The sequence below is a fragment of the Citromicrobium bathyomarinum genome (assembly GCF_021021475.1).
Lineage (GTDB): Bacteria > Pseudomonadota > Alphaproteobacteria > Sphingomonadales > Sphingomonadaceae > Alteriqipengyuania > Alteriqipengyuania bathyomarina.
In genome coordinates this window covers 1,494,328-1,518,269 of the sequence record NZ_JAINWL010000001.1, presented here as the reverse complement: position 1 = coordinate 1,518,269, position 23,942 = coordinate 1,494,328, and the positions used below count along the sequence as shown (strand labels likewise).

28 protein-coding genes are annotated in these 23,942 nt (G+C 65.0%); 15 read left to right on the top strand and 13 right to left on the bottom strand.

Annotation, left to right across the window (positions count from 1 at the left end; genetic code table 11):
• The gene (locus tag K7H93_RS07670) at positions 1 to 303 is read left to right on the top strand and encodes a S4 domain-containing protein (RefSeq protein ID WP_230783105.1); all 303 of its coding nucleotides are present in this window, start codon (positions 1 to 3) and stop codon (positions 301 to 303) included.
• Positions 304 to 309: 6 nt separating this feature from the next.
• On the top strand, positions 310 to 648 hold the full coding sequence (fdxA, locus tag K7H93_RS07665) for a ferredoxin FdxA (protein WP_010239507.1): 339 nt from the start codon (positions 310 to 312) through the stop codon (positions 646 to 648).
• A 39-nt stretch (positions 649 to 687) separates the two neighbouring features.
• Here the strand turns inward: fdxA and K7H93_RS07660 are convergent, their stop codons facing one another.
• Positions 688 to 1,626 carry a tetratricopeptide repeat protein gene (locus tag K7H93_RS07660; RefSeq protein WP_230783104.1) on the bottom strand — a complete coding sequence of 313 codons (939 nt, stop codon included), beginning with the start codon at positions 1,624 to 1,626 and terminating at the stop codon, positions 688 to 690.
• A 106-nt stretch (positions 1,627 to 1,732) separates the two neighbouring features.
• Between K7H93_RS07660 and K7H93_RS07655 the strand changes: the two genes are divergently transcribed.
• The 4 genes from K7H93_RS07655 (at position 1,733) to K7H93_RS07640 (ending at position 4,502) form a co-directional block, all read left to right on the top strand.
• Positions 1,733 to 2,515, top strand: a complete 783-nt coding sequence (locus K7H93_RS07655; protein ID WP_230783103.1) for a YihY/virulence factor BrkB family protein — start codon at positions 1,733 to 1,735, stop codon at positions 2,513 to 2,515.
• A gap of 207 nt (positions 2,516 to 2,722) precedes the next feature.
• On the top strand, positions 2,723 to 3,256 hold the full coding sequence (locus K7H93_RS07650; RefSeq protein ID WP_029140608.1) for a CarD family transcriptional regulator: 534 nt from the start codon (positions 2,723 to 2,725) through the stop codon (positions 3,254 to 3,256).
• Positions 3,257 to 3,374: 118 nt separating this feature from the next.
• On the top strand, positions 3,375 to 4,136 hold the full coding sequence (locus tag K7H93_RS07645) for a head GIN domain-containing protein (protein WP_230783102.1): 762 nt from the start codon (positions 3,375 to 3,377) through the stop codon (positions 4,134 to 4,136).
• A 39-nt stretch (positions 4,137 to 4,175) separates the two neighbouring features.
• Positions 4,176 to 4,502 (top strand): hypothetical protein, encoded by a 327-nt coding sequence (locus K7H93_RS07640; RefSeq protein WP_010239518.1) that lies wholly within the window; start codon positions 4,176 to 4,178, stop codon positions 4,500 to 4,502.
• On the opposite strand, the gene K7H93_RS07635 is transcribed toward K7H93_RS07640, so the two are convergent.
• Positions 4,484 to 5,455, bottom strand: a complete 972-nt coding sequence (locus tag K7H93_RS07635; protein WP_230783101.1) for an L-threonylcarbamoyladenylate synthase — start codon at positions 5,453 to 5,455, stop codon at positions 4,484 to 4,486. The genes K7H93_RS07640 and K7H93_RS07635 overlap by 19 nt on opposite strands.
• A 50-nt stretch (positions 5,456 to 5,505) precedes the next feature.
• Between K7H93_RS07635 and K7H93_RS07630 the strand changes: the two genes are divergently transcribed.
• Entirely contained in the window at positions 5,506 to 7,248 is a 1,743-nt protein-coding gene (locus tag K7H93_RS07630; RefSeq protein ID WP_230783180.1) for an acyl-CoA dehydrogenase family protein, read from the top strand.
• Between the two features lie 12 nt (positions 7,249 to 7,260).
• Here K7H93_RS07630 and K7H93_RS07625 read toward each other — a convergent pair whose 3' ends face one another.
• Complete coding sequence (locus K7H93_RS07625; RefSeq protein WP_230783100.1) at positions 7,261 to 8,724, bottom strand: PQQ-dependent sugar dehydrogenase; 1,464 nt, start codon at positions 8,722 to 8,724, stop codon at positions 7,261 to 7,263.
• A 70-nt stretch (positions 8,725 to 8,794) separates the two neighbouring features.
• Between K7H93_RS07625 and K7H93_RS07620 the strand changes: the two genes are divergently transcribed.
• Positions 8,795 to 9,277, top strand: coding sequence for a GAF domain-containing protein (locus K7H93_RS07620; RefSeq protein WP_230783099.1), 483 nt, complete (start codon positions 8,795 to 8,797; stop codon positions 9,275 to 9,277).
• 138 nt (positions 9,278 to 9,415) lie between these two features.
• Positions 9,416 to 10,210, top strand: a complete 795-nt coding sequence (locus tag K7H93_RS07615) for a hypothetical protein (protein WP_230783098.1) — start codon at positions 9,416 to 9,418, stop codon at positions 10,208 to 10,210.
• Positions 10,211 to 10,244: 34 nt separating this feature from the next.
• Here K7H93_RS07615 and K7H93_RS07610 read toward each other — a convergent pair whose 3' ends face one another.
• From K7H93_RS07610 to K7H93_RS07585, 6 genes are all read right to left on the bottom strand, one after another.
• Complete coding sequence (locus K7H93_RS07610) at positions 10,245 to 11,237, bottom strand: ParB/RepB/Spo0J family partition protein (RefSeq protein ID WP_230783097.1); 993 nt, start codon at positions 11,235 to 11,237, stop codon at positions 10,245 to 10,247.
• Positions 11,234 to 12,013, bottom strand: coding sequence for a ParA family protein (locus tag K7H93_RS07605; RefSeq protein ID WP_230783096.1), 780 nt, complete (start codon positions 12,011 to 12,013; stop codon positions 11,234 to 11,236). Before K7H93_RS07605 ends, K7H93_RS07610 begins: the two co-directional genes overlap by 4 nt.
• Positions 12,010 to 12,648 (bottom strand): 16S rRNA (guanine(527)-N(7))-methyltransferase RsmG, encoded by a 639-nt coding sequence (rsmG, locus tag K7H93_RS07600; protein WP_230783179.1) that lies wholly within the window; start codon positions 12,646 to 12,648, stop codon positions 12,010 to 12,012. The genes K7H93_RS07605 and rsmG overlap by 4 nt, the downstream gene beginning before the upstream one ends.
• Positions 12,648 to 14,507: a tRNA uridine-5-carboxymethylaminomethyl(34) synthesis enzyme MnmG gene (mnmG, locus tag K7H93_RS07595; protein ID WP_230783095.1), complete on the bottom strand. Its 1,860-nt coding sequence runs from the start codon at positions 14,505 to 14,507 to the stop codon at positions 12,648 to 12,650. The genes rsmG and mnmG overlap by 1 nt, the downstream gene beginning before the upstream one ends.
• Positions 14,508 to 14,569: 62 nt before the next feature.
• Positions 14,570 to 15,859 (bottom strand): tRNA uridine-5-carboxymethylaminomethyl(34) synthesis GTPase MnmE, encoded by a 1,290-nt coding sequence (gene mnmE / locus K7H93_RS07590; protein WP_230783178.1) that lies wholly within the window; start codon positions 15,857 to 15,859, stop codon positions 14,570 to 14,572.
• Positions 15,849 to 16,112, bottom strand: coding sequence for a DUF6489 family protein (locus K7H93_RS07585; RefSeq protein WP_230783094.1), 264 nt, complete (start codon positions 16,110 to 16,112; stop codon positions 15,849 to 15,851). The genes mnmE and K7H93_RS07585 overlap by 11 nt, the downstream gene beginning before the upstream one ends.
• Before the next feature lie 92 nt (positions 16,113 to 16,204).
• On the opposite strand from K7H93_RS07585, the gene K7H93_RS07580 reads away from it, so the two are divergent.
• Both K7H93_RS07580 and K7H93_RS07575 read left to right on the top strand, forming a co-directional pair.
• Complete coding sequence (locus K7H93_RS07580; RefSeq protein ID WP_230783093.1) at positions 16,205 to 16,900, top strand: dienelactone hydrolase family protein; 696 nt, start codon at positions 16,205 to 16,207, stop codon at positions 16,898 to 16,900.
• A complete protein-coding gene (locus K7H93_RS07575; RefSeq protein ID WP_230783092.1) occupies positions 16,897 to 17,298 on the top strand; it encodes a nuclear transport factor 2 family protein in 402 nt (133 codons plus the stop codon). The genes K7H93_RS07580 and K7H93_RS07575 overlap by 4 nt, the downstream gene beginning before the upstream one ends.
• On the opposite strand, the gene K7H93_RS07570 is transcribed toward K7H93_RS07575, so the two are convergent.
• From K7H93_RS07570 to hemE, 4 genes are all read right to left on the bottom strand, one after another.
• Positions 17,293 to 17,811 carry an AAA family ATPase gene (locus K7H93_RS07570; RefSeq protein WP_230783091.1) on the bottom strand — a complete coding sequence of 173 codons (519 nt, stop codon included), beginning with the start codon at positions 17,809 to 17,811 and terminating at the stop codon, positions 17,293 to 17,295. The two genes, K7H93_RS07575 and K7H93_RS07570, sit on opposite strands and share 6 nt — an antisense overlap.
• A 4-nt stretch (positions 17,812 to 17,815) precedes the next feature.
• The gene (rho, locus tag K7H93_RS07565) at positions 17,816 to 19,081 is read right to left on the bottom strand and encodes a transcription termination factor Rho (RefSeq protein WP_054523168.1); all 1,266 of its coding nucleotides are present in this window, start codon (positions 19,079 to 19,081) and stop codon (positions 17,816 to 17,818) included.
• 162 nt (positions 19,082 to 19,243) lie between these two features.
• Complete coding sequence (locus tag K7H93_RS07560) at positions 19,244 to 19,687, bottom strand: CopD family protein (RefSeq protein WP_230783090.1); 444 nt, start codon at positions 19,685 to 19,687, stop codon at positions 19,244 to 19,246.
• A gap of 22 nt (positions 19,688 to 19,709) precedes the next feature.
• A complete protein-coding gene (gene hemE / locus K7H93_RS07555; RefSeq protein WP_230783089.1) occupies positions 19,710 to 20,735 on the bottom strand; it encodes a uroporphyrinogen decarboxylase in 1,026 nt (341 codons plus the stop codon).
• Positions 20,736 to 21,049: 314 nt separating this feature from the next.
• Here hemE and K7H93_RS07550 point away from each other — a divergent pair, with 314 nt between their 5' ends.
• From K7H93_RS07550 to coaE, 4 genes are read left to right on the top strand one after another with little or no spacing between them, the layout of a single operon-like run.
• The gene (locus tag K7H93_RS07550; protein ID WP_230783088.1) at positions 21,050 to 21,886 is read left to right on the top strand and encodes a pyruvate, water dikinase regulatory protein; all 837 of its coding nucleotides are present in this window, start codon (positions 21,050 to 21,052) and stop codon (positions 21,884 to 21,886) included.
• On the top strand, positions 21,883 to 22,473 hold the full coding sequence (locus tag K7H93_RS07545; RefSeq protein ID WP_269060167.1) for a Maf family protein: 591 nt from the start codon (positions 21,883 to 21,885) through the stop codon (positions 22,471 to 22,473). The genes K7H93_RS07550 and K7H93_RS07545 overlap by 4 nt, the downstream gene beginning before the upstream one ends.
• Entirely contained in the window at positions 22,470 to 23,327 is an 858-nt protein-coding gene (locus K7H93_RS07540; protein WP_230783086.1) for a shikimate dehydrogenase family protein, read from the top strand. Before K7H93_RS07545 ends, K7H93_RS07540 begins: the two co-directional genes overlap by 4 nt.
• Complete coding sequence (coaE, locus tag K7H93_RS07535; RefSeq protein WP_230783085.1) at positions 23,324 to 23,932, top strand: dephospho-CoA kinase; 609 nt, start codon at positions 23,324 to 23,326, stop codon at positions 23,930 to 23,932. The genes K7H93_RS07540 and coaE overlap by 4 nt, the downstream gene beginning before the upstream one ends.
• The last annotated feature ends 10 nt before the right edge of the window (positions 23,933 to 23,942 follow it).

The window sequence follows — 23,942 nt, the reverse complement described above, 5'->3', positions numbered from 1 at the left end:
ATGCGGCTCGACCTCGCGCTGTGCCGGTTGCGCTTCGTGCGCGCGCGCAGCGCGGCACGGCGGCTGGTCGAAGGCGGGCATCTGAGGGTAAATGGCACCCGCGTAGAACGGGTTTCGCGCGAGATTGCGGTGGGCGATGTCCTTACCATTCCGCGCACATCCGGGGTGCTGGTCATCCGAATCGAGGCCCTGCCCAAGCGTCGCGGACCACCAGCAGAAGCGCGTGAATGTTACAGCCTGCTTGACCGCGCGGGCACCGACCCACTAGCAGCAGCGCGAGATTCAAACGGCGCGCAAGGATAACGCCCCATGACCTATGTCGTCACCGACGCCTGCATCAAGTGCAAGTACACCGATTGCGTCGAAGTCTGCCCGGTGGACTGCTTCTACGAGGGCGAAAACATGCTGGTGATCAACCCCAGCGAATGCATCGATTGCGGTGTGTGCGAGCCCGAGTGCCCGGCCGAGGCGATTCTGCCCGATACCGAGGACAACCTCGAGAAGTGGCTGGAGCTCAACACCAAGTTCTCGAACGAGTGGCCCAACATCACCCAGAAGAAGGACCCGCCCGAAGACGCCGACGAGCACAAGGGCGAAGAGGGCAAGTTCGAAAAGTTCTTCAACCCGGAACCCGGCGAAGGCGACTGACGCAGCCGGTCGCTTGCGACCGCGCGCATTTCATTCTCGTCAATCGGCGGCCTTCACGGAGGCCAGGATGCGCTGGACTGCGTCCGAAGCCTCCCCCGCAAGCTTGCGGTACTCTGCATCGGGGTCCGCTTCGGCAGCGACTCGCGCCCATTCAACGGCGTCTTGCAGCAATCCAGGATCGACGCTCGCCCGCTCCCCGTCGCTGACGTAGCCGCGCTGGAAGAGCGTTTGAAAAACCCGGAATGCCGCGTCCGCGCGGCCATGGGCATGGGCGCGCTCGAACCATGATTGCGCTTTGGCGAGATCACGGTCGACGCCATCGCCCTTTTGATAAATCTGGCCCAGCAGATAACTGGCGTTGGCCTGATCTTGCGCGCCCGCCTTTTCGAGCCAGTATCGCGCCGCAACCGGATCGCGCTTGGTATATTGGCCCATGAGCAGATAGCCGCCCAGATCGGTCTGCGCATGGGCGTTTCCTGCAGTGGCAGCCTGCCTGCACAGCGCCAGTCCGCGCTCGACGTCCGGCGCGCCCCCCTCGCCCTTGATCAGCATGTTTCCCAGCGCGCATTGCGACTGCGTGAAGCCGGCTGCAATCGCGCGCGCGTAATGGACCCGCGCCTTGGCATGATCCCGCGGGCGCCCCACACCGTCGTAGTAACAGGTTGCGATATTGTGCTGCGCATCGGCTCGCTCTGCGGGGACCTGTTCGAAATAATCACACGCCCGTGCGGGGTCGCGACGAATACCCCGCGCGCCCGCGCCGAACAGTTCGCCCAATGCCTCCACCGCGGAGGCATCGCCTGCTTCCCCCAGCGCTTCCAGAGCCGCGATGGCGGTGTCGGGGTCTGCAGGGTCGATAGTATCAAGGATGCCAAGCGTTTCAGCGCTATACGCCTTCTCCCCCACCACGCTCGCCGATTCCTGCAGCGGCGTATTGACGGCGGCGGGCTGCATGAGCGTCAGAGCGAGGGTAAACATGTCGTCAGCGTATGGCGGGCAGGCCTGTGTGTCGATCCCGTTGGTTCACGACGATTGGAACCGACAGCACCCAGCTGCGTCGTCTCGGGGTACACGGGGGAATCGAATGCTCGACCTGCTGAAGCGGACCTGGCGCGGCGCGTCGGAAGACAATGCCGGACTCGTTGCGGCCGGCGTGTCCTACTACGCCTTTCTCGCGATGGTGCCCCTGCTGGCGGTGTGTGTGCTACTGTACGGCCTCGTCGCAACACCCGATGCTGTCGCGCGCGATATCGACGCGCTCGGTCGCGGACTGCCACCCAGTGCCGCATCGCTCATCGGCGACCAGCTGCAATCGGTGACCGAAGCGAAGGATAATGCGAAGGGACTCGGGCTCGCTATCGCCTTTGCCATCGCGCTGTTCGGCGCGCGCAACGCTGCCCGCTCGATCATTGGCGGACTCAACGTGGTCTTCAATGTCGAGGAGGATCGCGGCTTTCTGAAGAGTAACGCGATTGCACTCGTCGTCACGCTGGGTGCAGTGTTCGCCCTGGCGCTGGCGGGCACGGCCATTTCGCTCGCTGCGGCGCTGCCCGGTGCGGCGGCACCGGTGGCAAGCTTCGCGCTGATGTTCATCGCCGGGATGCTTGGCGCAGGATTTCTTTATCGCTTCGCGCCCAACCGGCCCGATCCGCCGTGGAGCGCGGTCTTGCCCGGCGCTGCGCTGTTCGCTCTGGTGTGGGTTGGGGCGACTGCGCTGTTTGGCAGCTACGTCGCCAATTTCGCGAACTACAACGCCACCTATGGCTCGCTCGGCGCGGTGGTGATCCTGCTGACGTGGTTCTACCTCAGCGCCTTCGTGTTGCTGCTGGGCGGCGAATTCGTCCAGGCACGCGCGGAGCAGACATGACTTGCGGCATTTGTTTCATCGACTCGCAATATTCGCAAGAACCTGCTATATAGGCACTCCCGCCGCGATCCACGGTCGCGACGGCCTATGGAAGTTGAAAGGCAGGTTCCCCCAGCATCACGACGCGAATGGACCTTCGCCTCTTGCAGGCGGCCGGTCTTTTCTTGCGTCCGATGCACACCCTGTCTTCGGATGAAAGGAAATTTCATGGCAGCCAAGGCACTGGCCTTCGATGTCGGCGATTACGTCGTATACCCCAAGCACGGCGTCGGCCGTGTGGTCGAACTGCAGAGCGAAGAGATCGCGGGAATGCAGCTCGAGCTTTACGTGCTGCGCTTCGAGAAAGAGCGGATGACGCTGCGCGTACCGGTCAACAAGGTCGAAGCGATCGGCATGCGCAAGCTTTCCAGCGACAAGACGCTCAAGGAAGCGATGGAAACGCTCAAGGGCAAGCCCAAGGTCAAGCGGACCATGTGGAGCCGCCGCGCGCAGGAATACGAAGCGAAGATCAACTCGGGCGACCTCGTGTCGATCGCCGAAGTGACCCGCGACCTGTTCCGCCCCGACGACCAGCCCGAACAGAGCTATTCCGAACGGCAGATCTTCGAAGCCGCCTCCAGCCGCCTCGCCCGCGAACTGGCCGCGATGGAGAAGACCGACGAGCCTGCCGCGCTCGAGAAGATCCTCTCGGTGCTGCGCGAACACGCGCCGCAATATTACGAGAATACCGAAGAAGCCTGATCGACCGGCTGCCAACGCAGTCCGACAGAGGGCCGTCCCGAAAGGGGCGGCCCTCTTGCTTTGCGCCCATCGCATCCTGTATTAGATCGCTAACACAGTCATCGACAGGGAGATCGTCATGAAGTTCTGGCCAGGCCTAGCCGTTGCCGCCGCAGCCACCATGCTCTCGGCATGCAACACCGATTTCAACATCAGCTCGAGCAGCGACGGCGTGCCGCTTGCCGAGCTCGACTACGAAGGCGCAACCCCCACCGGCATTTCATTGGCCGGCCCCGACCGGGTGATCGTCACCTCGGGCGACACGCTGACCATCGACGTCGAAGGCGATTCGAGCGTGACCGAGGATCTGCGCTTCGATCTCGACGACGATTCTCTGGGAATCGGGCGCGAGGGCAACTGGCGTCAAAACGGAGTCGCGACCATCCGCGTGACCATGCCCACCCCGACCCGCATGTCCATGGCCGGATCGGGTACGATGACCGTCGATCGGCTTGGCAAGGGCGGTGAGGCGGAGATCTCGATCGCCGGATCGGGCGAATCGAAGGTCGGCCGGATCGATGCGGACGCGCTGGAGGTGAATGTCGCGGGTTCGGGCTCGCTCAAGGCAGCGGGTGCGGCCAAGACGCTCGATCTCTCGATTGCCGGGTCGGGTGATCTGGATATGCGCGACGTCAAGGTGGACAGCGCCGAGGTTGCGATCGCGGGATCGGGCGATGCCGCCTTCGCCTCGGATGGCGACGTCGAGGCGAGCATCATGGGCTCGGGCACGGTCGAGGTGCTGGGCAATGCCAGCTGCTCGGTCAGTTCGATGGGCTCGGGCGAGCTGAAATGCCGCAAGCGCACCGCGGCAAGCGGTGCGGCAGCCGAGGACGCCGAATAGGCGTTTGTGCCGGGGCGGCGCAGGGCATAAGCTGGCGGTATGAAACCGATCATTCCGCTCGCCCTGCTAGCCGCCCTCACCCTGCAGGGGTGTCTCGCCAAGACCGCCTGGGATGTCGCCACGCTGCCGGTAAAGGCGGGCAGCAAGGCGGTTGACCTGGCGACGACCAGCCAGAGCGAGGCGGACGAAAAGCGCGGGCGCGAGCTGCGCAAGCGCGAGGAACGGCTCGGGAAGCTGGAGCGCCGCTATCGCGACCTGCGCGAGGATTGCGAGGACGGCGACCGCCGCGCGTGCGAGGAGGCGCGCGAGACTTACGAGGAAATCCAGCGGCTCTTGCCGACGGTGCCCTACGAACCGGAGCGCTGATTGCCCCCGCGAGGCGCAGCAGCACGCCGCAGCCGGTCGTTGATTGCGCGGCCTACTGCGTCTTCGGGAACCGGAGCCACCGCGATTCGCGGCTTGTCGGAAGCGGCTGCCAGATGGAGGCACGCGTAGAGGCGTGACGCAGCTTCGTTGACGTCACCGATTGCTGACAGCGTGACGTCGCCTTCGACTGCGCCGAAACCTATCAGAAATTCCCCTGCTTCGGCCTTCCGGGCGTTCAGGCGCAACGGCTTTCCCGGCGCATAATGCCGCCGCATCTGGCCCGGGGCTTCGATCCCACGCCCATTCGACGCCTCGCCACCAAGCATATCTTCGAGCATCTCGCGTCCGATCGGCCCCTCCCGGAGAACGGACCAGCCCCCGTCCGCACGCAATGCGACGATGGTGGACTCGAGCCCGCGCTCGCTCGCGCCCGCGTCGAGCACGGCGTCGATCCTGCCATCCAGCGTCGCGAGGACATGCTCTGCCGTGGTCGGGCTGACGGTTTCGCTCGCATTGGCCGAGGGTGCGGCCACCGGAATGGCAAGCTCGTCCAGCACTGCCCGCATCACCGGGTGCGCCGGGCACCGCACTGCGAGCGTGGGCAGGCCTGCATGGATCGATGACGCCACGGCAGCATTCCCGTGCCGGGGCAGCACCAGCGTCAGCGGTCCGGGCCAGAAGCGGGCGGCGAGCGCAAGGGCACGCGGCTCCATTGTGACCAGTGCCTCAGCATGCTGCGCATCGCTCACATGGACGATCAGCGGATTGAAACTCGGTCGTCCCTTGGCTGCGAAGATCCGCGAGACCGCGTCTTCACTATCCGCGCGCGCCGCCAGGCCGTAGACCGTCTCGGTCGGCACCGCGACCAGACCGCCGTCGCGCAGGATCTGCGCAGTGCGTGCGATTCCGGTCGAGTCGGGCGCTAGCCGTTCCGTAACGTATTTGCGGTCCATCGCCGCGCGATATATCCGGGGCGTAGGAATTCCAAGAGGATGTGAGCCAAGTGACCCCCTACAAGCCCGCCACGCAAGACCAGCTGCTCGCCATTCGTGCCAATGCCGGCATCGCCGAACTGGCCGAGCATGAACACTTCGCCGCCGCCGAGCCCGACCTCGTCGAGGCGATCGTCGAAGGCGTGGGCCAGTTCGCGGCAGGCGAGTGGGCACCCCTCAACCGCAAGGGCGATCTGGAAGGCGCCAAGCTGGAGAACGGCGTGGTTCGGCTGCCCGACGGGTTCGAGGAGGCCTATCAGGCCTATGTCGAGCAGGACTGGAACGCGATCGCGGGCAGCGCCGAATATGGTGGCCAGGGCCTGCCCTTCACCCTCGCCTGCAACGTGCTCGAAAACCTTGGCGCGGCGAACTTCGCCTTCAACCTGCTGCCGATGCTCTCTGTCGGAGCGATCGAGGCGCTGGCGGCGCACGGGACGCAGGAGCAGCAGGCACGCTATCTCCCAGATCTGATCAGCGGCAAATGGTCGGGCACCATGAACCTGACCGAATCGCAGGCTGGCAGCGACGTGGGCGCTCTGCGGACCACCGCACAGCCGATCGAAGACGGCGAGCATGCGGGCAAGTACCGGATCAAGGGCCAGAAGATCTACATCACCTGGGGCGAGCACGAGCTGGCCGAGAACATCATCCACCTGGTTCTCGCCCGCCTCCCCGGCGCACCTGAGGGCAGCCGCGGCATCTCGCTGTTTCTGGTGCCCAAGTACCATCTGAAGGACGATGGCACGCCGGGGGCGCATAACGACCTGCGCTGCGTCAGTCTGGAGCACAAGCTTGGCATCAACGCCTCGCCCACCTGCGTCATGTCCTACGGCGACAATGACGAATGCATCGGGGAGCTGGTCGGGGCCGAGAATCGGGGCCTCGCCGCAATGTTCACGATGATGAACAATGCGCGGATCAATGTCGGTTCGCAGGGCGTGCAGATCGCCGAGCGCGCGACGCAGCAGGCCCTCGCCTATGCGCTGGAGCGGGTCCAGTCGGCCCGTGCCGGGGCCGAGGACCGCACGCCGGTCGCGATCATGGACCATCCCGATGTGCGCCGCATGCTGCTGCGCATGCGCAGTCTGACCGAGGCGATGCGCGGGCTGCTGTACTACACCGCCGGACAGGTCGACCGTGGCGACATCGGCGATGCTGCCGCGAAGGCACGCGCCGAAGTGCTGGTCCCGATGCTGAAAGCCTGGGCGACCGATACCGGGATCGAGGTCGCCTCGCTCGGCATCCAGGTCCATGGCGGCATGGGCTTTGTCGAGGAAACCGGCGCCGCGCAGCATTTCCGCGATGCGCGGATCGCGCCGATCTACGAAGGCACCAACGGCATCCAGGCGGCCGATCTGGTCACCCGGAAGCTGGGGCTGGAGAATGGCGAAGTTCTGCAGGCCCTGTTCGCCGATATCGCCCGCGATGCGGGCGAGGAAGCGCAGTTACAGGCGCTGGCGGGCGAATGTGCGGCGATTGCCAAGTGGATGCGCGAGGATGCCTCGCTCGACGATCGCCTCGCGGGCAGCGTGCCCTTCACCACCATGTGCGCGGTCGCAGTGGCAGGCTGGTGCCTGACGAAGCAGCACGCGGCGCTCACCGAGAGCGACGATACCCAGCGCGCCCACGCTAAGAAGGTCACGATGCGCTTCATCCTCGATCACATCGTGCCCGAAGCGATCGGCCTCAAAGCATCGGCAACCGCCGGAGCAGCGCTGCTGTACGAACTGGACGGAAGCGTGCTCGCCGCCTGAACCCGATGGGGATCAGTTCCCCATCGGATTGAATTCGCGGGCGAACTCATCGGTGAAGGCTTCGCGCGGATCACCCTTGAGCTCGACCTGCGGGTCGAGCGACTTGCCCTGGTTGCGCTCGATCGCGGGCGACGGATCGGCCTTGGGGTCGATGACGTGCCAGATGATCCCGGCGGTATCGTCGCTTACCAGCAGTCCGCCATCAGGGGCCCATTCGACCCAGGTCGGCCGCCCGCGCGTCTCGCCGTCACCGTTGAGGAAGCTGCCCAGCACGGGGACCGGCTTGCCCAGCGGATTGCCGCGCTCGTCGAAGCGGACGAACACGACGTCGTAACCCGAGGGCGGCTTGCGGTTCCAAGAGCCGTGGCGGGCGATGAATGCGCCGCGTCCGTAACGCTCACCCAGCCGGTTGCCTTCGCTGCTGAATGCTAGGCCGAGCGCGGCGACATGCGGGCCGAGCGCAAATTCCGGATAGCGCGCATATTCGGAGAGGAAGTTGGGCATCGGCGCATCGACCCGGCGATCGAACTCGTTCTTGTAATAGACCCAGGGCCAGCCGTAGTTCGCGCCGATCGGCACATTGGTGAGGTAATCGGGCACCAGATCGCCGCCGAGCATGTCGCGCTCGTTCACGGTGGTCCACAGCTCGCCCGACATCGGGTTCCAAGCGAGCCCGTTGGGGTTGCGCAGGCCGGTTGCGTAGATTCGCTTGGAGTCGTCGGTCAGGTCGTATTCCCAGATCGCGGCGCGGCCTTCCTCGGCCTCCATGCCGTTCTCGCCGATATTGCTCGACGATCCGACCGCGATGTAGATTCGCTCCCCATCGGGCGACAGGATGATGTTGCGCATCCAGTGGTTGCCGCCGCCCGGCAGGTCCATCAGCTTGCGCGGGTTTCCGGCCACCTTGTCCGAACCCAGCTCGTAATCGAATTCGAGCAAGGCGTTGTGGTTGGCGATGTAGAGCTTGCCGTCGCCGTAAGCGATGCCGGAAGGCGAATCGAGGTCGGCTTCGCGCAGGGTTTTCTGCACATCTGCGCGCCCGTCGCCATCGGTATCGCGCAGCAAGACCAGTTTGTTGGGCGAAGGCACTCCAGCGCCTGCCTCACCCATCAGATATTTCATTACCAAGCCCTGGATTCCGCCGACATCGCGCGGCGGACTGTTGGTGAGGGTAACCAGAACATCGCCGTTGGGCAGGCGATAGAGCACGCGGGGATGGTCCAATCCCTCGGCGAAACGGATGACCTCGAGGCCTTTCGCGGCCGGTGGGGCCTCGTCTTGCGCCCAGCCGACCGGCTCCGCAATTTTGATCGTCGGAAACCACTCGTTGTCGGGCTCAACCAGCGTGGGATCGGTTCCGCTAACCTCATCCACGGTGAGTTCGGCCTTCGATCCGCGCAACAGCAGCGCGATGGCGATGGCAGCCGCAACCAGAATGACGAGCAGGGCGATGCCGATATTGCGAAGAAGGGTCATGCACCCGAAATAGGGCGCGGGCACGCAGGCGGCAATCGCCAATGATCGCGGCCCTGATTCTGGAGCTTACATGTTCGATTTTGCCCTGCCCGCCGATACCAGTGATGAAGAGCGCTATCGCGAGCTCGCCAATGCCGGGGATTCCCTCACCGATGGTGAGAGCGACGCGGTGGCCAACATGGCCAACCTGGCAGCGCTGATCTGGAGCTTCGTGCCCGATCTCAACTGGGCCGGCTTCTATCGTGTGGTCGATGGCGAACTGGTGCTTGGCCCCTTCATCGGGCGCCCCGCGTGCATCCGTATCCCCTTCGGTCAGGGGGTTTGCGGCACCGCCGCTTGCAGCGGGGAAACCCAGCTGGTGGAAGACGTGCATGCCTTCCCCGGCCATATCGCCTGCGATTCGGCAAGTGCGTCCGAACTGGTCGTGCCGGTGATCCGCGATGGGCAGGTTATCGCCGTGATCGACCTCGACAGCCCCAGCAAAGCTCGATTCGGTGAGGCCGATGCACGCGGTATCGAGGCAGTCGCCAAGCGTATCGCTACCAGGGTCTGAGGCGCAGCCGCTGCCCCAGCCCGGGACAGGTCGGATCGTTCGACAATCATCAACGGAGCAAAAGCGCTAACCCGAAATTAAGTATATCGGGAGCGCGTCCTTGGAGCGCGCCTCCCGTCAACAAGGGGTTGGTCTGCCATGCGTCTGTTTCTCATTTCCGGTGCCGCTGCGCTTGTCGGGCTCGCCGCGCCTGCGTCGGCCCAGTACTACGCGCCGCGCCCCGCCTATGCGCCTGCACCTGCGCGCGCGAGCCCGCCGCTACCGCCGAGCTATGATCGGGGCGACTGGGTTCGCGAGTGCCGCGCCTATCTTCGCGACCGCCGTCGGCGGGGCGAGACCGGCGGAGTCGTCGGCGGACTGATCGGCGGGGCCGGCGGCGCCCTGCTGGGCAATGAGCTGGCGGACGATGGTTCGCGGCTTGCCGGATCGTTGATCGGCGGCGGGATCGGTGGTCTGGCCGGAGTTGCTATCGGAACGGCAATCGGTCTCGCAGGTCGCGACGACGAGCGCCGCGATTGCAGGGCCTGGCTGGATCACTACGAACGCGCAGCTGCAGAGCGTGCAGCTGACGGATATGGCTACGACTACGACTACGGCTACGATCAGGGGGGCTACGGTTACGGGTATGACGATGGTTACGCCTATGCTGCGCCCGGATATGGTGGCGGTGGCTACGCCTACGCGAGCGGCGGGGGTTACTCGGGCGGCTATGCTGGTGGATACGCCGGCGGGGGCTATGCGGCGGGCGTAGTGGTGGTTGTCGAACACCAGCGCGGCGAACGCTATGTGCCTGTTATTCGAGAGGAAATCATCGAAGAGACGTACGAGACGACCGAGTACGAAACGGTTCGCGAACGCGTTACCGACTACGTCCCCCTGCCCGTAGAACGGCGACGGGGCGACAAGCGGATCCGCTACACCAAGCAGCGCTGAGACGTGCGGCGCATTTCAGCGCCGCGCCTCTCGGCTAGATCTTCCCGCCGGTGAGGCGCTGGCACAGCAGGTCCAGCTGATCGAGCGTCTTGTACTTGATCGTAATCGCTCCAGAGCTTGGATCGGCGTCGGGCTTGATCTTGAGCGACATGCCGAGGAATTCTTCCAGGTGCCGTTCGACCGCGGCGATATCCTCGCTCTCGTGGCTGCCAGACTTGCTGGGCCTGGCTGATGACGCGCGGCCCGAAGCGGTGCCCTTGCTGCGAGCGCGCTTTTCCACGTCCCGCACCGACAGATTGCGGGTCACCGCCTCTTCAGCCAGCATCTCCGCAGCATCGTGGCCGATAAGAGCCCGGGCGTGTCCCATGCTCAGCTGGCCACGCTCGACATAGGCGATGACCTTTTCGGGGAGCGCCAGCAGTCGCTGATGATTCGCAACGTGGCTGCGCGACTTGTCGACCAGTTCGGCGATTTCCGCCTGGCTCATGCCCTCTTCGTCGGCGAGATGCTGGTAGGCGCGCGCTTCTTCGATAGGGTTGAGGTCTTCGCGCTGGATATTTTCGATCAGCGCAATCGCCATCACCTCGCGCTGGTCGAGATCGCGGATAATCGCTGGAATTTCATGCAGTTTGGCGCGTTGCGCCGCGCGCCAGCGCCGTTCGCCGGCGACCAGCTGGTAGCGGCCCTTGCGCTCAAGCGGACGGACGATGACAGGCTGGATGACCCCGCGTTGCGCGATCGAGCGGGCAAGATCGTCGAGCGCGTCGTCGTCGAAGATTTGTCGCGGCTGGCCGGGCAACGGCTCGATCCGGGCGACGGGAATGGAGGCGAGGCCACTGCGCGGTGCACCCGCGCCGCCCTCACCCTGGCCTGCAGCGCTCGACAGCGCGGTCCCGCCTTCGCTCGGCGCAACGCTTTCTTCGCGATGGGTTTCGCCGAGCAGCGCGCCGAGCCCGCGGCCCAGCTTGCGCTTTGCGCGATCCGGTGTGACGTCGGCGGCGGTGGAGACTTCGGGCTTGCTGCTCATGCGGCTTTCCTTTCCAGGGGCATCCGGCCGAGCAGTTCACGGGCAAGCGCCATGTAAGCGCGGCTGCCCGCGCAGGAGTGGTCGTAGATCAATGCCGGTAACCCGTGGCTGGGGGCCTCCGACAGACGGACATTGCGCGGAATCACGGTATCGAAGACCAGCCCGCCGAGGCACTCGCGAACATCCTCTGCCACCGCATCGGTGAGCCGGTTACGGCGGTCGAACATGGTCAGTGTCACGCCGATGATGTTGAGCGAGGGATTGATCCCCTGCTGCACGCGTTCGACGGTCTGGAGCAGCTGGCTGAGCCCTTCGAGCGCGAAGAATTCGCACTGGAGCGGGACCATCAGCGAATCGGCTGCGCTGAGCGCGTTGAGCGTCAGCAGGCCGAGCGATGGCGGGCAGTCGATGAAGCAGACATCATAATGATGATCGGCATTCACCAGTGCCTTCTTGAGCCGCTCGACCCGGTCGCCCTCCGCAACCAGCTCGACCTCAGCGCCGCTCAGGTCCTGGGTTGCGGGGATGATATCGAGATTGGGGATGCGCGTTTTCAGCGTGCATTGCGCAACGGTCGCCTCCTCCATCAGGAGGTCGTACGTCGAATCCTCACGGTCCCGGCTGGGAATACCGAGCCCGGTCGAGGCATTTCCCTGCGGATCCAGGTCGATCAGCAGTGTTCGCCAGCCGGTCGCCGCGATGGCGGTCGCGATGTTGATCGCGGTGGTGGTCTTGCCCACGCCGCCCTTCTGGTTGGCAATTGCGATGCGGATCATTGTCTGCTCCCGCCTTTGGGCCGGCCCCTGCCGACTAGGATCGCAGCGTCGCGACTGGTGAGCGATTGTTCCACGTGAAACATTGCGTGCTGCTGAGAATTTAGCTCGTCTCTTTCCTGCGCCGCCGACCTGCCTTTGGGCAAGACCCAATGCGTGGCGTCGGTGGAAAAGCGTGCGGACAAGCTGATGAGATCCTTCAGCGACGCGCAGGCACGCGCGCTGATGACATCCGCGGCGAAGGTCTCCACCTTCTCGACTCGACTGCCAGCGACACGGCAGTTCCCCAGCTTGGCCAGCGCCACCATCCGCTCGAGCCACGTGACGCGTTTCGCCCTTGGTTCACAAAGTACATGCGGCAGGTCCGGTCTCATGATCGCGGTGACGATGCCGGGGAAGCCGGCCCCTGTGCCGATATCGAGCCATGTGCCCGATGTTTCACGTGGAACATGGTCTAGCAACTGCGCGCTATCCGCAACATGGCGCTGCCAGACGCTGTCGATCGTCGAGCGTGATATCAGGTTCTGGTGCTCAGCCTCGATGCGCAACTCGGCGACGAATTGCTCCAGCTTGGCGAACGCAGCGTCGGAGCAACGCTCGGCCACAAAGGCTTTCGCCTCTTCCTCGGTCTCGATCATCATGCGGCGCGGCTCTCGTGATATTTGCGAGCATAGACCAGCAGCGCCGCCACTGCCGCAGGCGTAATGCCCGCAACCCGGCCTGCCTGCGCGAGGCTGTCGGGCCGTGCACGTGAAAGGCGCTCGACCATCTCGTTCGAAAGACCGGGAACCTGCGCGAAGGGAAAATCAGGCGCGAGCCGGACCTGCTCATTGGCGCGTAGCTCGCGCAATTCGGCGTCCTGACGCGCGATATAGGGCGCATAGTGCAGGTCTTCGCCGATCTCTTCCAGCAAGGCCGGGTCCGTTTCACGTGGAACAAGCCCTGCATACTGCAGTGCGGAAAGATCGATGCCAGGGAAGCGCGTCCAATCCCGCAACGGCTGCCGACCCGCATCATCCGTGGCTCCGAAGCCGAGCGCGCGCATCTGCGCGGGGCCATAATCCTCAGCCAGCGCGCTCTCCACATCTGCGCGTGCAGCCGCTCGGGCTTCGAACCATGCGCCGCGTTCCTCGTGAACACAGCCCACCTCGATGGCCAGTGGCGTCAGCCGGGTGCTGGCGTTGTTGGCGCGCAACCGCAGGCGATACTCGGCACGCGCGGTGAGCATGCGATAGGGTTCGGTCACGCCATGCAGCGTGAGGTCGTCGACCATCACCGCGATATAGCTGTTCGCACGATCGAGCGCCGGCGCGTCGCGTCCCAGAACGCTGGATGCGGCGTGCAGGCCAGCGACCAGTCCCTGCGCCGCCGCTTCTTCGTAGCCCGTGGTGCCGTTGATCTGCCCCGCGCAATAGAGCCCGGGCAAACTGCGCATCTGCAACCATCGGTCGAGCGAGCGCGGATCGACATGGTCGTATTCGACCGCATAGCCCGGTTCGACCACCCGGACCTGCTCCAACCCGTCGATCGCGCGCAGAAAGTCTTCCTGCACGTCGACCGGCAGCGAGGTGCTGATCCCGTTGGGATAGACCAGCGGCGTATCCAGCCCCTCCGGCTCAAGAAAGACCTGGTGCCCGTCGCGATCGCCGAAGCGGTCGATCTTGTCCTCGATAGAGGGGCAATATCGCGGCCCCTGCGCGCCGATCGCGCCTGAATAAAGCGGGGAGCGCGAGAGGTTCGCGCGGATGATCTCGTGCGCGCGCGCATTGGTTCGGGTGATGGCACAGAATATCTGCGGATTGGCCCGTCCACGTGAAAGCGGCGACATAGTCCACACCTCGTGGTCGGACGGCTGCTCATCGAGTCGCGACCAGTCGACCGTTCGCCCATCAAGCCGGGGCGGCGTACCGGTCTTCAACCGCGCCATCGGCAGAGCCGCCTCGCGCAGCTGGGCGGCAAGCCGTGCGGCAGAACCCTCACCCACACGCCCGCCGACGAAGGTCTCCTCTCCCCGGAAGAGAACGCCGCCAAGGAAGGTCCCGGTGCACAGGATCGCGGCCTCGCATCCGATTCGCGTTCCGTCCGCGAGTTCGACGCCAGCGACCCGCTCGCCGTCCAGCACCAGCGCCGCCGCCTCGCCCGCGATCACGTCGAGCGTCTCTTCCGCCGCAACCTGCGCACGCACCGCTGCCCCGAACAGTTTGCGGTCCGCCTGTACGCGCGGTCCCCATACGGCGCTTCCCTTGGACCGGTTGAGCATGCGGTAATGGATCGCGCCCGCATCCGCCGCCCGGCCAAGCACACCGTCGAAGGCATCCACCTCGCGCACCAAATGGCCCTTGCCCAGCCCGCCGATCGCCGGGTTGCAGCTCATCGCGCCGATCTTGCTGGCGTCCATCGTCACCAGCGCAACGCGCACGCCCATGCGCGCGGCGACGCAGGCCGCTTCCACGCCGGCGTGACCACCGCCGATGACGATAATCGGATAATGCTGCATGCGCGTTCCTATAGGCGCGCTGGGTCGCTATCGCCAGAGGGAGCAATGTTCCACGTGGAACATCATTTGCCGATGCAGAAGCGTCCGAACAGCGCGTCGAGCATATCTTCGGTCGCCACCGTGCCCAGCATCGCATCCATCGCGTGGCGCGCCTGCCGCAGCGCTTCGCCCGCGATCAGCAAGTCGTCCTCGCCTTCGGCACGGCGAATCGACTCACGCGCGTCCGCCAAGCGCTCCTTCTGCCGCCGCGAGACGGCTACCTGACCTGGCTTGGGCAAGCATTCACGACCCAGCGCGACCAGATGTGCGATCAGATCGGCCAACCCATCGCGAGTGGTCGAGGACACGTGAAAAGCACCCTCCCCCTTTCGCGTAGCGTCCTCAAGATCGATCATGCTGGCAACCTCCAGCGCCTCCGCAGGCCCCTCACCCTCCGGTCCCAACCAAAGGATGATGTCAGCCCGACCCAGCTCACCTTCCGCGCGCATGATTCCGAGCTGCTCGATTTCGTCCGCACCTTCGCCCCGCAGTCCTGCCGTATCGACCAGCAGGAAGGGTACACCGCCGAGCGCGATCGGACGCTCGATCACATCGCGGGTGGTTCCTGCGATCGGAGAGACGATCGCTGCCGCTTCGTCGAGAACGGCGTTGAACAGGCTCGACTTGCCCGCGTTGGGCGGCCCGGCGAGTACGATCCGCAAGCCGTCGCGCAAGCGGTCTGCCGAGGGCGTGGCGAGCCATTGATCCATCTGGGATGCGATCCCTTCCAGCGCACCGCGCCATGGCGCAGGCGGAAGATCACCCTGGTCGTCGTCCGAGAAATCGAGCTCCTGCTCGACCGCTGCGGACGCGGCGAGCACTTCGTCGCGCCACTCGGCCAACCGCGAAGACGCTGCCCCGCCTGCCGAACTCGCCAGCACGGCGCGCTGCAACTCGGTCTCCGCGGAGAGCATGTCGCCCAGCGCCTCCGCCTCCAGCAGGTCCATCCGACCGTTGAGGAAGGCGCGGCGGGTGAACTCCCCCGCCTCGGCGCGGCGCAGGCCACAGCCTGTCTCCAGCGCAGTCTCGATCGCGCGGATCACCGCACGCCCGCCGTGGCAGTGGATCTCGGCGCAGTCTTCACCGGTGGCGGTATTCGGGCCGGGAAACCACAGCACCAAAGCCTCGTCGAGCCAGCCCCTATCCGGATCGGCAATCTGCCGCAGGCTGGCGCGGCGCGGCGTTGGCAGCGGGCCTGCAAGCCGAGTCAGCGCCTCTGCCGCTTTCGACCCGGACATGCGGATAACGGCGACACCGCAGGGCGGCGCGCCCGAGGACAGCGCAAAAATCGTGTCGCGCGTGTCAGTCGCCAGTTTTCGTCTCGCCGCCCTTGCGGCCAATGTTCGCCGCGCTGGTTTCCATGAAGGCCTGGAACATCTTCAGCCCAGCCTGCCCCATCGGAGCCATCGATCGCGCCAGCTCCTGCAACTGGTCGGGGTTGGAAACGCCGCGCATCGCCTTCTCCATGCCTTCCGAATAGGCGGCCTGCGCGCGGGAGAGATCGGGCAGGCCCATGAAGGCGCGTGCTTCCTCGGGCGTGCAGTCGATTTCCACGTGGACCTTCATCGGGGGTTCTCCGTTACCTCTCGTGCAGGCTATGTGGGCTGCGCAAAGCCAGCGCGCAAGCGCACGGATCGACCAAGGACTGGAGCATTTCGATGAGCGAGACGACACGGATCACCACCCTCGACGGGGACAAGGACTTCATGGCCTATGTCGCGCAGCCCGAAGGCGAATCACGCGCGGCAATCGTGGTCATTCAGGAAATCTTCGGCGTGAACGCAGGGATCCGCCGCAAATGCGATCTTCTGGCCGAAGCCGGCTATCTGGCCGTGGCGCCCGACCTGTTCTGGCAGCTCGGCGAGGGAATCGAACTCGATCCCGATATCGAACCCGAATTTCAGAAGGCGCTCGATCTGATGGGCAAGTTCGATCAGGACGAAGGCGTGCGCGACATCGAAGCGACGATCAAATGGGCGCGGCAGAAGTCAGGCAAGAAGGTCGGCGCGGTCGGCTACTGCCTTGGCGGGAGGCTCGCGTACATGACTGCGGCGCGGACCGATTCGGACGCAAGTGTGGGCTATTACGCGGTGGGCATCGACGAGCTGCTGCGAGAAAAGCAGGCGATCTCCAACCCGCTGATGCTCCACATCCCGACCGAGGATGGTTTCGTCGACAAGGAGACGCAGAAGGCGATGCACGAAGGGCTGGACGACCATCCCAAGGTCACGTTGCACGACTACGCAGGCATGGACCACGGCTTCGCCACCCAGTTCGGCAAGCGCCGGAACGAAGAGAACGCGCAGCTCGCCGACAAGCGCACGATGGCCTTCTTCGCCGAGCATCTGGGATGACGCCCACGCAGCAAGGCCTCGCCGAATGGCACACGCTCGCCACCGCGCCGGACCCTGAACGTCTGGCGCGGTTGGTGGCACAGGATGCGGTCTTCCACTCCCCGGTGGTCCATACGCCGCAGGAAGGGCGCGCGCTGGTGGTTTCCTATCTGAGCGCCGCTGCGGCGACGCTGGGCCAAGGCGAGTTTCGCTATGTGCGCGAACTGGTCGACGGGCAGAACGTGATGCTGGAATTCACCTGCGTGCTCGACGGCATTCAGGTGAACGGCGTCGACATCATCCGCTTCGACGAGGCGGGCATGATTGCCGATTTCAAGGTGATGATCCGCCCGATCAAGGCGGTGAACAAGGTCTGGGAAATGATGGCGGCAGAGCTGGAGAAAGCGTCCGCTTCATAGCCTTTCGATGACGAAACCCGCGCGAGCGGCGGGATCGGTGAAAGGCAGCGTGATCGGGCTGTACCCGTAATCACGCCATGCGCCGAGCACCGCCGCATCGCTTTCGACCGCCTCTTCCCAGCTCTGAATGCGCTCGTGATCCTGACGGTAGATTTCGCGCCAGGGCGGCGCGTGGAAAACCGGGCCTTCGTATCGATATTCCCGGCATGCCGCGTCGATCGCGGGCGGCACGGCGAGCCCTTCGAGCCTCAGGAAACCGACGATATCGGCAAAGCCGCGATCGAACAGGATCGGGGCATCGCCCTCCCCTGCCCGATCCCACGAGGCGCGCTGCGCCTCCAGCATGGCGAGCGCGAAGTCGGTCGGCCGCTCCGCACGCATCTCCATGCCGCCGGGAGCCTGGAGGATCGCCCGTGCGACCTCTTCCCCCGTAGCAACACCGCGCCTTGCCACCTCGGCCAGCAGGGTCGACTTGCCCGACCCCGGTGCCCCGGTAACGACGGCGCGGCGCATGATCCTACTGGTTCATGGTATCGAAGAAGTCTTCGTTGGTCTTCGAATCCTTCATCTTGTCGAGCAGGAATTCCATCGAATCGATGGTGCCCATCTGCATGAGGATGCGGCGCAGCACCCACATCTTGGAGAGCTTGTCCTTCTCGACCAGCAGCTCTTCCTTGCGCGTGCCGGACTTGCCGACGTCGAGCGCGGGGAAGATGCGCTTGTCCGCAACCTTGCGGTCGAGGACGATTTCCGAGTTGCCGGTACCCTTGAACTCTTCGAAGATGACTTCATCCATCCGGCTGCCGGTATCGATCAGCGCGGTGGCGATGATCGAGAGCGAGCCGCCTTCCTCGATGTTGCGCGCCGCACCGAAGAAGCGCTTGGGGCGCTGGAGCGCGTTGGCGTCCACACCGCCGGTCAGCACCTTGCCCGAGCTGGGCACCACGGTGTTGTAGGCACGGCCCAGACGGGTGATCGAGTCGAGCAGGATCACCACGTCCTTCTTGTGTTCGACCAAGCGCTTTGCCTTCTCGATCACCATTTCGGCGACCTGCACGTGGCGCTGCGCAGGCTCGTCGAAGGTAGAGGAAATGACCTCGCCCTTCACCGAACGCTGCATGTCGGTCACTTCCTCGGGCCGCTCGTCGACCAGCAGGACCAGCAGGAACACCTCGGGGTGATTGTCGGTGATCGCCTTGGCAATGTTCTGCAACAGCACGGTCTTACCCGTACGCGGCGGCGCGACGATCAGCGCGCGCTGGCCCTTGCCCTGCGGCGAGATGATGTCGATCACCCGCGCGCTCTTGTCCTTGACCGTAGGATCGAGCGTGTCGAGGTTGAGCTTCTGTTCGGGATAGAGCGGCGTCAGGTTGTCGAAATTGGTGCGCATCCGAACCGCTTCGGGATCGTCGTAGTTGACGCTGGTCAGCTTGGTCAGCGCGAAATAGCGCTCCCCCTCGCGCGGGGCGCGAATCTCGCCTTCCACCGTATCGCCGGTGCGCAGGCCCCATTTGCGGATCTGGTTGGGCGACACGTAGATATCGTCCGGCCCGGCGAGGTAGTTCGCCTCGGGCGAGCGGAGGAAGCCGAAGCCGTCTTGCATCACCTCGATCGTGCCGATGCCCATGATCTGCTCGTCGTAATCCTCGTCCTCCGCGAGTTCGCGCAGGATGCAGAACATCAGGTCCTGGCGGCGCATCGTGCCCGCCGCCTCGACGCCCAGTTCCTCCGCCATGCTGACGAGATCGGCCGGAGCCTTCTTCTTTAAGTCTTTGAGATGCATAGATTTTTAGTCCGAAAGAATGCGGCCGGCCATCACCGAAAGGGCTTGGAGAAAGCATGGATGGTGTTCGGCAGGATGCCGACAGGGACCCGGCCGGGTCACTTCATGAAATAGGTCGGTCCGCGGCGCAGGTCAATCGACCTTGGCCCACGAATTTCCCGATCAGAACGGCTTGATGACGACCAGCACCACGATCAGCGCGAGCAGCAGCGCAGGCACTTCGCCCCACAGGCGCAGCCGCTTTTCCGCCATCGGCCGCTCGCCGCGCGCCATCTTCTTCGACAGCGCGACCATGAAACCGTGATAGCCTGTCAGCAGCAACACCAGAAACAGCTTGGCGTGGAACCACCCGTCGCTCCACGCGCCGATGGTGACCGACAGCGTAAGGCCCAGCACCCAGGTGACGATCAGACTGGGAGTCAGAATGATGTTGCGAAGCTGGCCTGTGCGCGTCGCCCACAGCGCTTCCTCTGCCGATCCGGGCGCGCTCGGGTGCATGTAGACCAGCTGGCGCGGCAGAATGAACAGGCCGGCCATCCAGAACACCATGAAGATGATGTGCCCGGCCTTGAGCCAGAAATAGAGCATGCTGAGCGTTTCCTGCATGGCGCTGCCTTAGCGGCTCTGCCTAGCGCTGCCAATCGCGCAACACGCCCAGCGCATGTTCGACATGCGCGATCGGCGTGTGGCGGTCGATTCCGTGGCCCAGATTGAACACGTGCGGGCGGTCCGCCAGTGCCGACAGGATTTGCCGGATCGTGTGGTCCAGCCGATCGCCACCGGCAAGCAACAGCATCGGGTCGAGATTGCCCTGCACCGGCATGGCCTTGGGCAGAGCCGCATGCGCCCATTCGGGGTCGAGCGTTTCGTCGAGGCCGACCGCGTCGACTCCGGTCCGCTCCGCATAGCGCGGCAATTTCTCGCCCGCCCCCTTGGGGAAACCGATCACCGGAATATCCGGATGGCTATCCTTGATCGCGGCGACGATCCGCGCGTTGGGTTCGATTACCCAGCGGTCGAACTCGTCCGGTGCGAGGCTCCCTGCCCAGCTGTCGAACAGCTGCACCGCTTCCGCGCCCGCATCGATCTGCCCACGCAGATAGCCGACGGTCTGGTCGATGATCGCGCCGATAATCGCCTCGACCTTGCCCGGATCGGCATAGGCCATCGCCCGTGCCGCGTGCTGATCCCGGCTGCCCTCGCCCGCGATCATGTAGGTCGCGACGGTCCATGGGCTGCCTGCAAAGCCGAGCATGGTGACATCGGGTGCGAGCTGGTCGCGGCACAGCCGCACGGTCTGGTAGACCGGGTCATAGCGGGAGGGATCGGCGCTGAGCCCGGCAAGCTCACTCTCGACCAGCGGCGGGCTCAGCTTGGGGCCTTCGCCGGCGAGGAATTCGAGCTTCTGCCCCATCGCGTGCGGCACGATCAGGATATCGGAAAACAGGATCGCCCCGTCGAACCCGAACCGGCGGACCGGCTGCAAGGTTACCTCGCACGCCGCCTCGCTATCGTAAACCAGATCGAGGAACCCGCCCTTATCGGCACGCAAGGCGCGGTATTCGGGCAAATATCGCCCTGCCTGGCGCATGAACCAGACGGGTGGGCTTTCGGCGCGTTCGCCGCGCAGGCAATCGAGAAGAGGACCGGGCATGCGCCTAACTATCCTAAATAATAATATTATTAATAGATGGATGAAGGAAGTAGGCCCTGTGGACAGGCGGGATAACCCACTGCTGCACAGCCCCCGACTCATAACCCGGGCCACCCCCAGCCAACCGAATCCGCACGGCTGCGCGGTCAATCGAAACTTATCCCGGTTGTACCCAGCATGCGGATAAAGGCCATCCCTGTTGGCAAACCCCCGGTGTGAATCCGGGGGCCGGTGGGCACGAAAACCGTGCCGGACTTGTCCTTGCGGATATGAAGTGGTTTATCCCGAGAGCTTTCCACAGGCCGGATCATCCCTTGGCGCGCACGCATATTCACCTCTTCTCCGATTCGACCGGCGAGACCCTCCAGATGGTCGCGAACGCCGCGCTCGCCCAGTTCGAAGGGGCGGACGTGGTGCGCCATTTCTGGCCGATGGTCCGTTCGCGCCAGCATCTGGAACGGATCATGCCGGAACTGGAAAAGGCACCCGGCCTGATCCTGTTTACGCTGGTGAACGAGGATACGCGCGACCTGCTCGAAGATCGCTGTCGACAGCTGGGCATGCCCGCGGTGGACGCGCTGGGGGTGGTGACCACCGCGCTCGAAAACCATCTGGGGCAGGAGGCGCATGGTCGCCCCGGTCGCCAGCACCGGATGGACGATGCCTATTTCAAGCGGGTCGATGCGATCCATTTCACCATCGCGCATGATGATGGCGTGGGCAGTGAAGACTGGCACCGCGCCGATATCCTGCTGACCGGGGTTTCGCGCACATCGAAGACGCCGACCAGCATCTATCTCGCCAACCGGGGCTTTAAGGTCGCCAACATCCCGCTGGTGATCGAAAGCCCGCCGCCGCCGGTGCTGTTCGAATTGAGCGGCCCGCTGATCGTCGGCCTGACCACCGCGCCCGACCGGCTGGTGCAGATCCGCCGCAACCGCCTGCTCTCGCTCAACGAAGCCTCGCAGACCGCCTATGCCGAGCATGAGCGGGTGGAGGAGGAGATCCGCTTCGCGCGGCGCATGTTTGCAGACAATAACTGGCCGGTGATCGACGTCACCCGCCGCTCGATCGAAGAAACCGCCGCCGCGATCATCAAGCTGGCCGGCGAACATGGCTCGCGCACCAAGCCGCAGGAGAAGCCGATCTGACCCTGATCCTCGCCTCGAACAGTGCCTCGCGCCGCGCCATGCTGGAGGCGGCGGGCATCTCCATCGCCTCCGCCATTGGTGCCGATGTGGATGAGCGCGCGCTGGAAGCAGAGATGGCAGATGCGCCGCCCGCAGAGATCGCGCAGGCGCTCGCCGCAGCAAAGGCCAGCGCGGTGTCCGCGGAAAATCCCGGCGCGCTGGTGCTGGGTGGTGACAGTCTGGTGATGGTCGAGGGCGAGCGGTTCGACAAACCGCGCGACCGTGATGCCGCCGCCGAACACCTGCGCTTCTTCTCGGGCAAGCCGCTCAATCTCTACAGCGCGGCCGCACTCGCGCGTGACGGGCGGATCGTGTGGCTGGGTGAAGACGTCGCCACGCTGCATGTGCGCGAGCTGAGCGAGGATTTCATCGAATCCTACCTCGCCGTGGAATGGCCCGAGGTCGCCCAGTGCGTCGGGGTATTCCGGATCGAGGCGCTGGGCGTGCAATTGTTCGAGCGGATTCAGGGCGACTATTTCACCATCCTGGGCATGCCGCTGCTGCAAGTGCTCGGCGCGCTGCGTGATGAGGACGTGCTGGCCTCATGAGCATGCCCTTTGCGGAGGTGATCGGCGATCCCATCGCCCAGTCCAAGTCGCCCGCGATCCACCGCTTCTGGCTCGAGAAGCTGGGGATCGAGGCGGATTATCGCGCCACCCGCGTGACCGAGGACGATCTGGCGGACTATCTTGCGGAGCGGCAGGCCGACCCGAACTGGCGCGGCTGCAACGTGACCATGCCGCTCAAACAGGCGGTCCAGCCGTACCTGGCTTCGGTGGAAGACCCGGCCGCCTCGATCGGTGCGGTCAACACGATCTATCCCGCGTTCGATCGCGTGCTTGCCGGGACCAATACCGATGCCGCCGGGTTTCTCGAACCGCTGACGCAGCAGCTGCGGGACACGCACCTGTTTCGCATGGCGCGGATCATCGGTGCGGGCGGGGCCGCGCGGGCGATCGCCCATGCGCTGGCCGTGCAAGGCTTCACTCTCTTGCTCGCCGCAAGGCGCACCGAACAGGCCGAAGAGCTGATCGCGCAGCTGCCCGGCACCACGGAGCACCATGTCGCCCCGATCGACCACTTCGCCGCGCCGACCGATTTCGCCTTCGACGACCGGCAGGGCATGCTCGATCTGGTGGTCAATGCCAGCCCGCTGGGGATGCGCGGCAAGGACGAGCTCGCTTTCGACTGGAGCCATGCACCGCCCGGTGCGATCGCCTATGATATCGTCACCGACCCGCTCGACACCGCATTCCTGCAGGCCGCACGCGCGGCGGGGCATCCAACGATCGACGGGCTGGCGATGCTGATCGGGCAGGCGGCGGAGGCGTTCCGCCTGTTCTACGGCGCCCGTCCCCCGCGCGAGCACGATGCCGAACTGCGCGAGCTGCTGAGCGCATGACACGCCCGCTGATCCTCGGCCTGACCGGTTCGATCGGGATGGGCAAATCGGCGGTCGCCGCCATGTTCGAGGCGCACGGGGTGCCCGTGTTCGATGCCGATGCGGAGGTTCGCGCGATGCAGGGGCCGGGCGGCCCGGTGCTCGGGGCGATCGAGGCGGCCTTTCCCGGGACGACCGGGCCCGAGGGTGTCGATCGCGGCAAGCTGGGCGCGCTGGTGTTCGGCAACCGCGAAGAGCTCGCCCGGCTCGAAGCGATCATGCACCCTGCGGTGGCGCAGCGTCGCGCGGCATTCCTCGCGGAAAACAGCGACGCGCCGATCATCGTGTTCGACATCCCGCTATTGTTCGAAAAGGGCGGCGCGGGCGGGGTCGACCGGGTGGTAGTGGTCTCCGCGCCCCATCCCGTCCAGCGCGAGCGGGTGCTGGCGCGCGAGGGCATGACCGAGGAGAAATTCGAGCAGATCCTCGCGCTGCAGACCCCGGACTCGGACAAGCGCGCGCGCGCCGATCACGTGATCGATACCGGCCAGTCGCTCGCCGAAACCGAGGCGGAGGTCGCCGAACTGATCGCCCTATTGAAAAGCGAGCGCCCTTCCCCCGCCTGACCTTGCCAGT

Coding starts and splice junctions, on each gene's coding strand:
- K7H93_RS07670 (WP_230783105.1), top strand. CDS start 1: ATGCGGCTCGACCTCGCGCTGTGCCGGTTGCGCTTCGTGCGCGCGCGC.
- fdxA (WP_010239507.1), top strand. CDS start 310: ATGACCTATGTCGTCACCGACGCCTGCATCAAGTGCAAGTACACCGAT.
- K7H93_RS07660 (WP_230783104.1), bottom strand. CDS start 1,626: ATGTTTACCCTCGCTCTGACGCTCATGCAGCCCGCCGCCGTCAATACG.
- K7H93_RS07655 (WP_230783103.1), top strand. CDS start 1,733: ATGCTCGACCTGCTGAAGCGGACCTGGCGCGGCGCGTCGGAAGACAAT.
- K7H93_RS07650 (WP_029140608.1), top strand. CDS start 2,723: ATGGCAGCCAAGGCACTGGCCTTCGATGTCGGCGATTACGTCGTATAC.
- K7H93_RS07645 (WP_230783102.1), top strand. CDS start 3,375: ATGAAGTTCTGGCCAGGCCTAGCCGTTGCCGCCGCAGCCACCATGCTC.
- K7H93_RS07640 (WP_010239518.1), top strand. CDS start 4,176: ATGAAACCGATCATTCCGCTCGCCCTGCTAGCCGCCCTCACCCTGCAG.
- K7H93_RS07635 (WP_230783101.1), bottom strand. CDS start 5,455: ATGGACCGCAAATACGTTACGGAACGGCTAGCGCCCGACTCGACCGGA.
- K7H93_RS07625 (WP_230783100.1), bottom strand. CDS start 8,724: ATGACCCTTCTTCGCAATATCGGCATCGCCCTGCTCGTCATTCTGGTT.
- K7H93_RS07620 (WP_230783099.1), top strand. CDS start 8,795: ATGTTCGATTTTGCCCTGCCCGCCGATACCAGTGATGAAGAGCGCTAT.
- K7H93_RS07615 (WP_230783098.1), top strand. CDS start 9,416: ATGCGTCTGTTTCTCATTTCCGGTGCCGCTGCGCTTGTCGGGCTCGCC.
- K7H93_RS07610 (WP_230783097.1), bottom strand. CDS start 11,237: ATGAGCAGCAAGCCCGAAGTCTCCACCGCCGCCGACGTCACACCGGAT.
- K7H93_RS07605 (WP_230783096.1), bottom strand. CDS start 12,013: ATGATCCGCATCGCAATTGCCAACCAGAAGGGCGGCGTGGGCAAGACC.
- rsmG (WP_230783179.1), bottom strand. CDS start 12,648: ATGATCGAGACCGAGGAAGAGGCGAAAGCCTTTGTGGCCGAGCGTTGC.
- mnmG (WP_230783095.1), bottom strand. CDS start 14,507: ATGCAGCATTATCCGATTATCGTCATCGGCGGTGGTCACGCCGGCGTG.
- K7H93_RS07585 (WP_230783094.1), bottom strand. CDS start 16,112: ATGAAGGTCCACGTGGAAATCGACTGCACGCCCGAGGAAGCACGCGCC.
- K7H93_RS07580 (WP_230783093.1), top strand. CDS start 16,205: ATGAGCGAGACGACACGGATCACCACCCTCGACGGGGACAAGGACTTC.
- K7H93_RS07575 (WP_230783092.1), top strand. CDS start 16,897: ATGACGCCCACGCAGCAAGGCCTCGCCGAATGGCACACGCTCGCCACC.
- K7H93_RS07570 (WP_230783091.1), bottom strand. CDS start 17,811: ATGCGCCGCGCCGTCGTTACCGGGGCACCGGGGTCGGGCAAGTCGACC.
- rho (WP_054523168.1), bottom strand. CDS start 19,081: ATGCATCTCAAAGACTTAAAGAAGAAGGCTCCGGCCGATCTCGTCAGC.
- K7H93_RS07560 (WP_230783090.1), bottom strand. CDS start 19,687: ATGCAGGAAACGCTCAGCATGCTCTATTTCTGGCTCAAGGCCGGGCAC.
- hemE (WP_230783089.1), bottom strand. CDS start 20,735: ATGCCCGGTCCTCTTCTCGATTGCCTGCGCGGCGAACGCGCCGAAAGC.
- K7H93_RS07540 (WP_230783086.1), top strand. CDS start 22,470: ATGAGCATGCCCTTTGCGGAGGTGATCGGCGATCCCATCGCCCAGTCC.
- coaE (WP_230783085.1), top strand. CDS start 23,324: ATGACACGCCCGCTGATCCTCGGCCTGACCGGTTCGATCGGGATGGGC.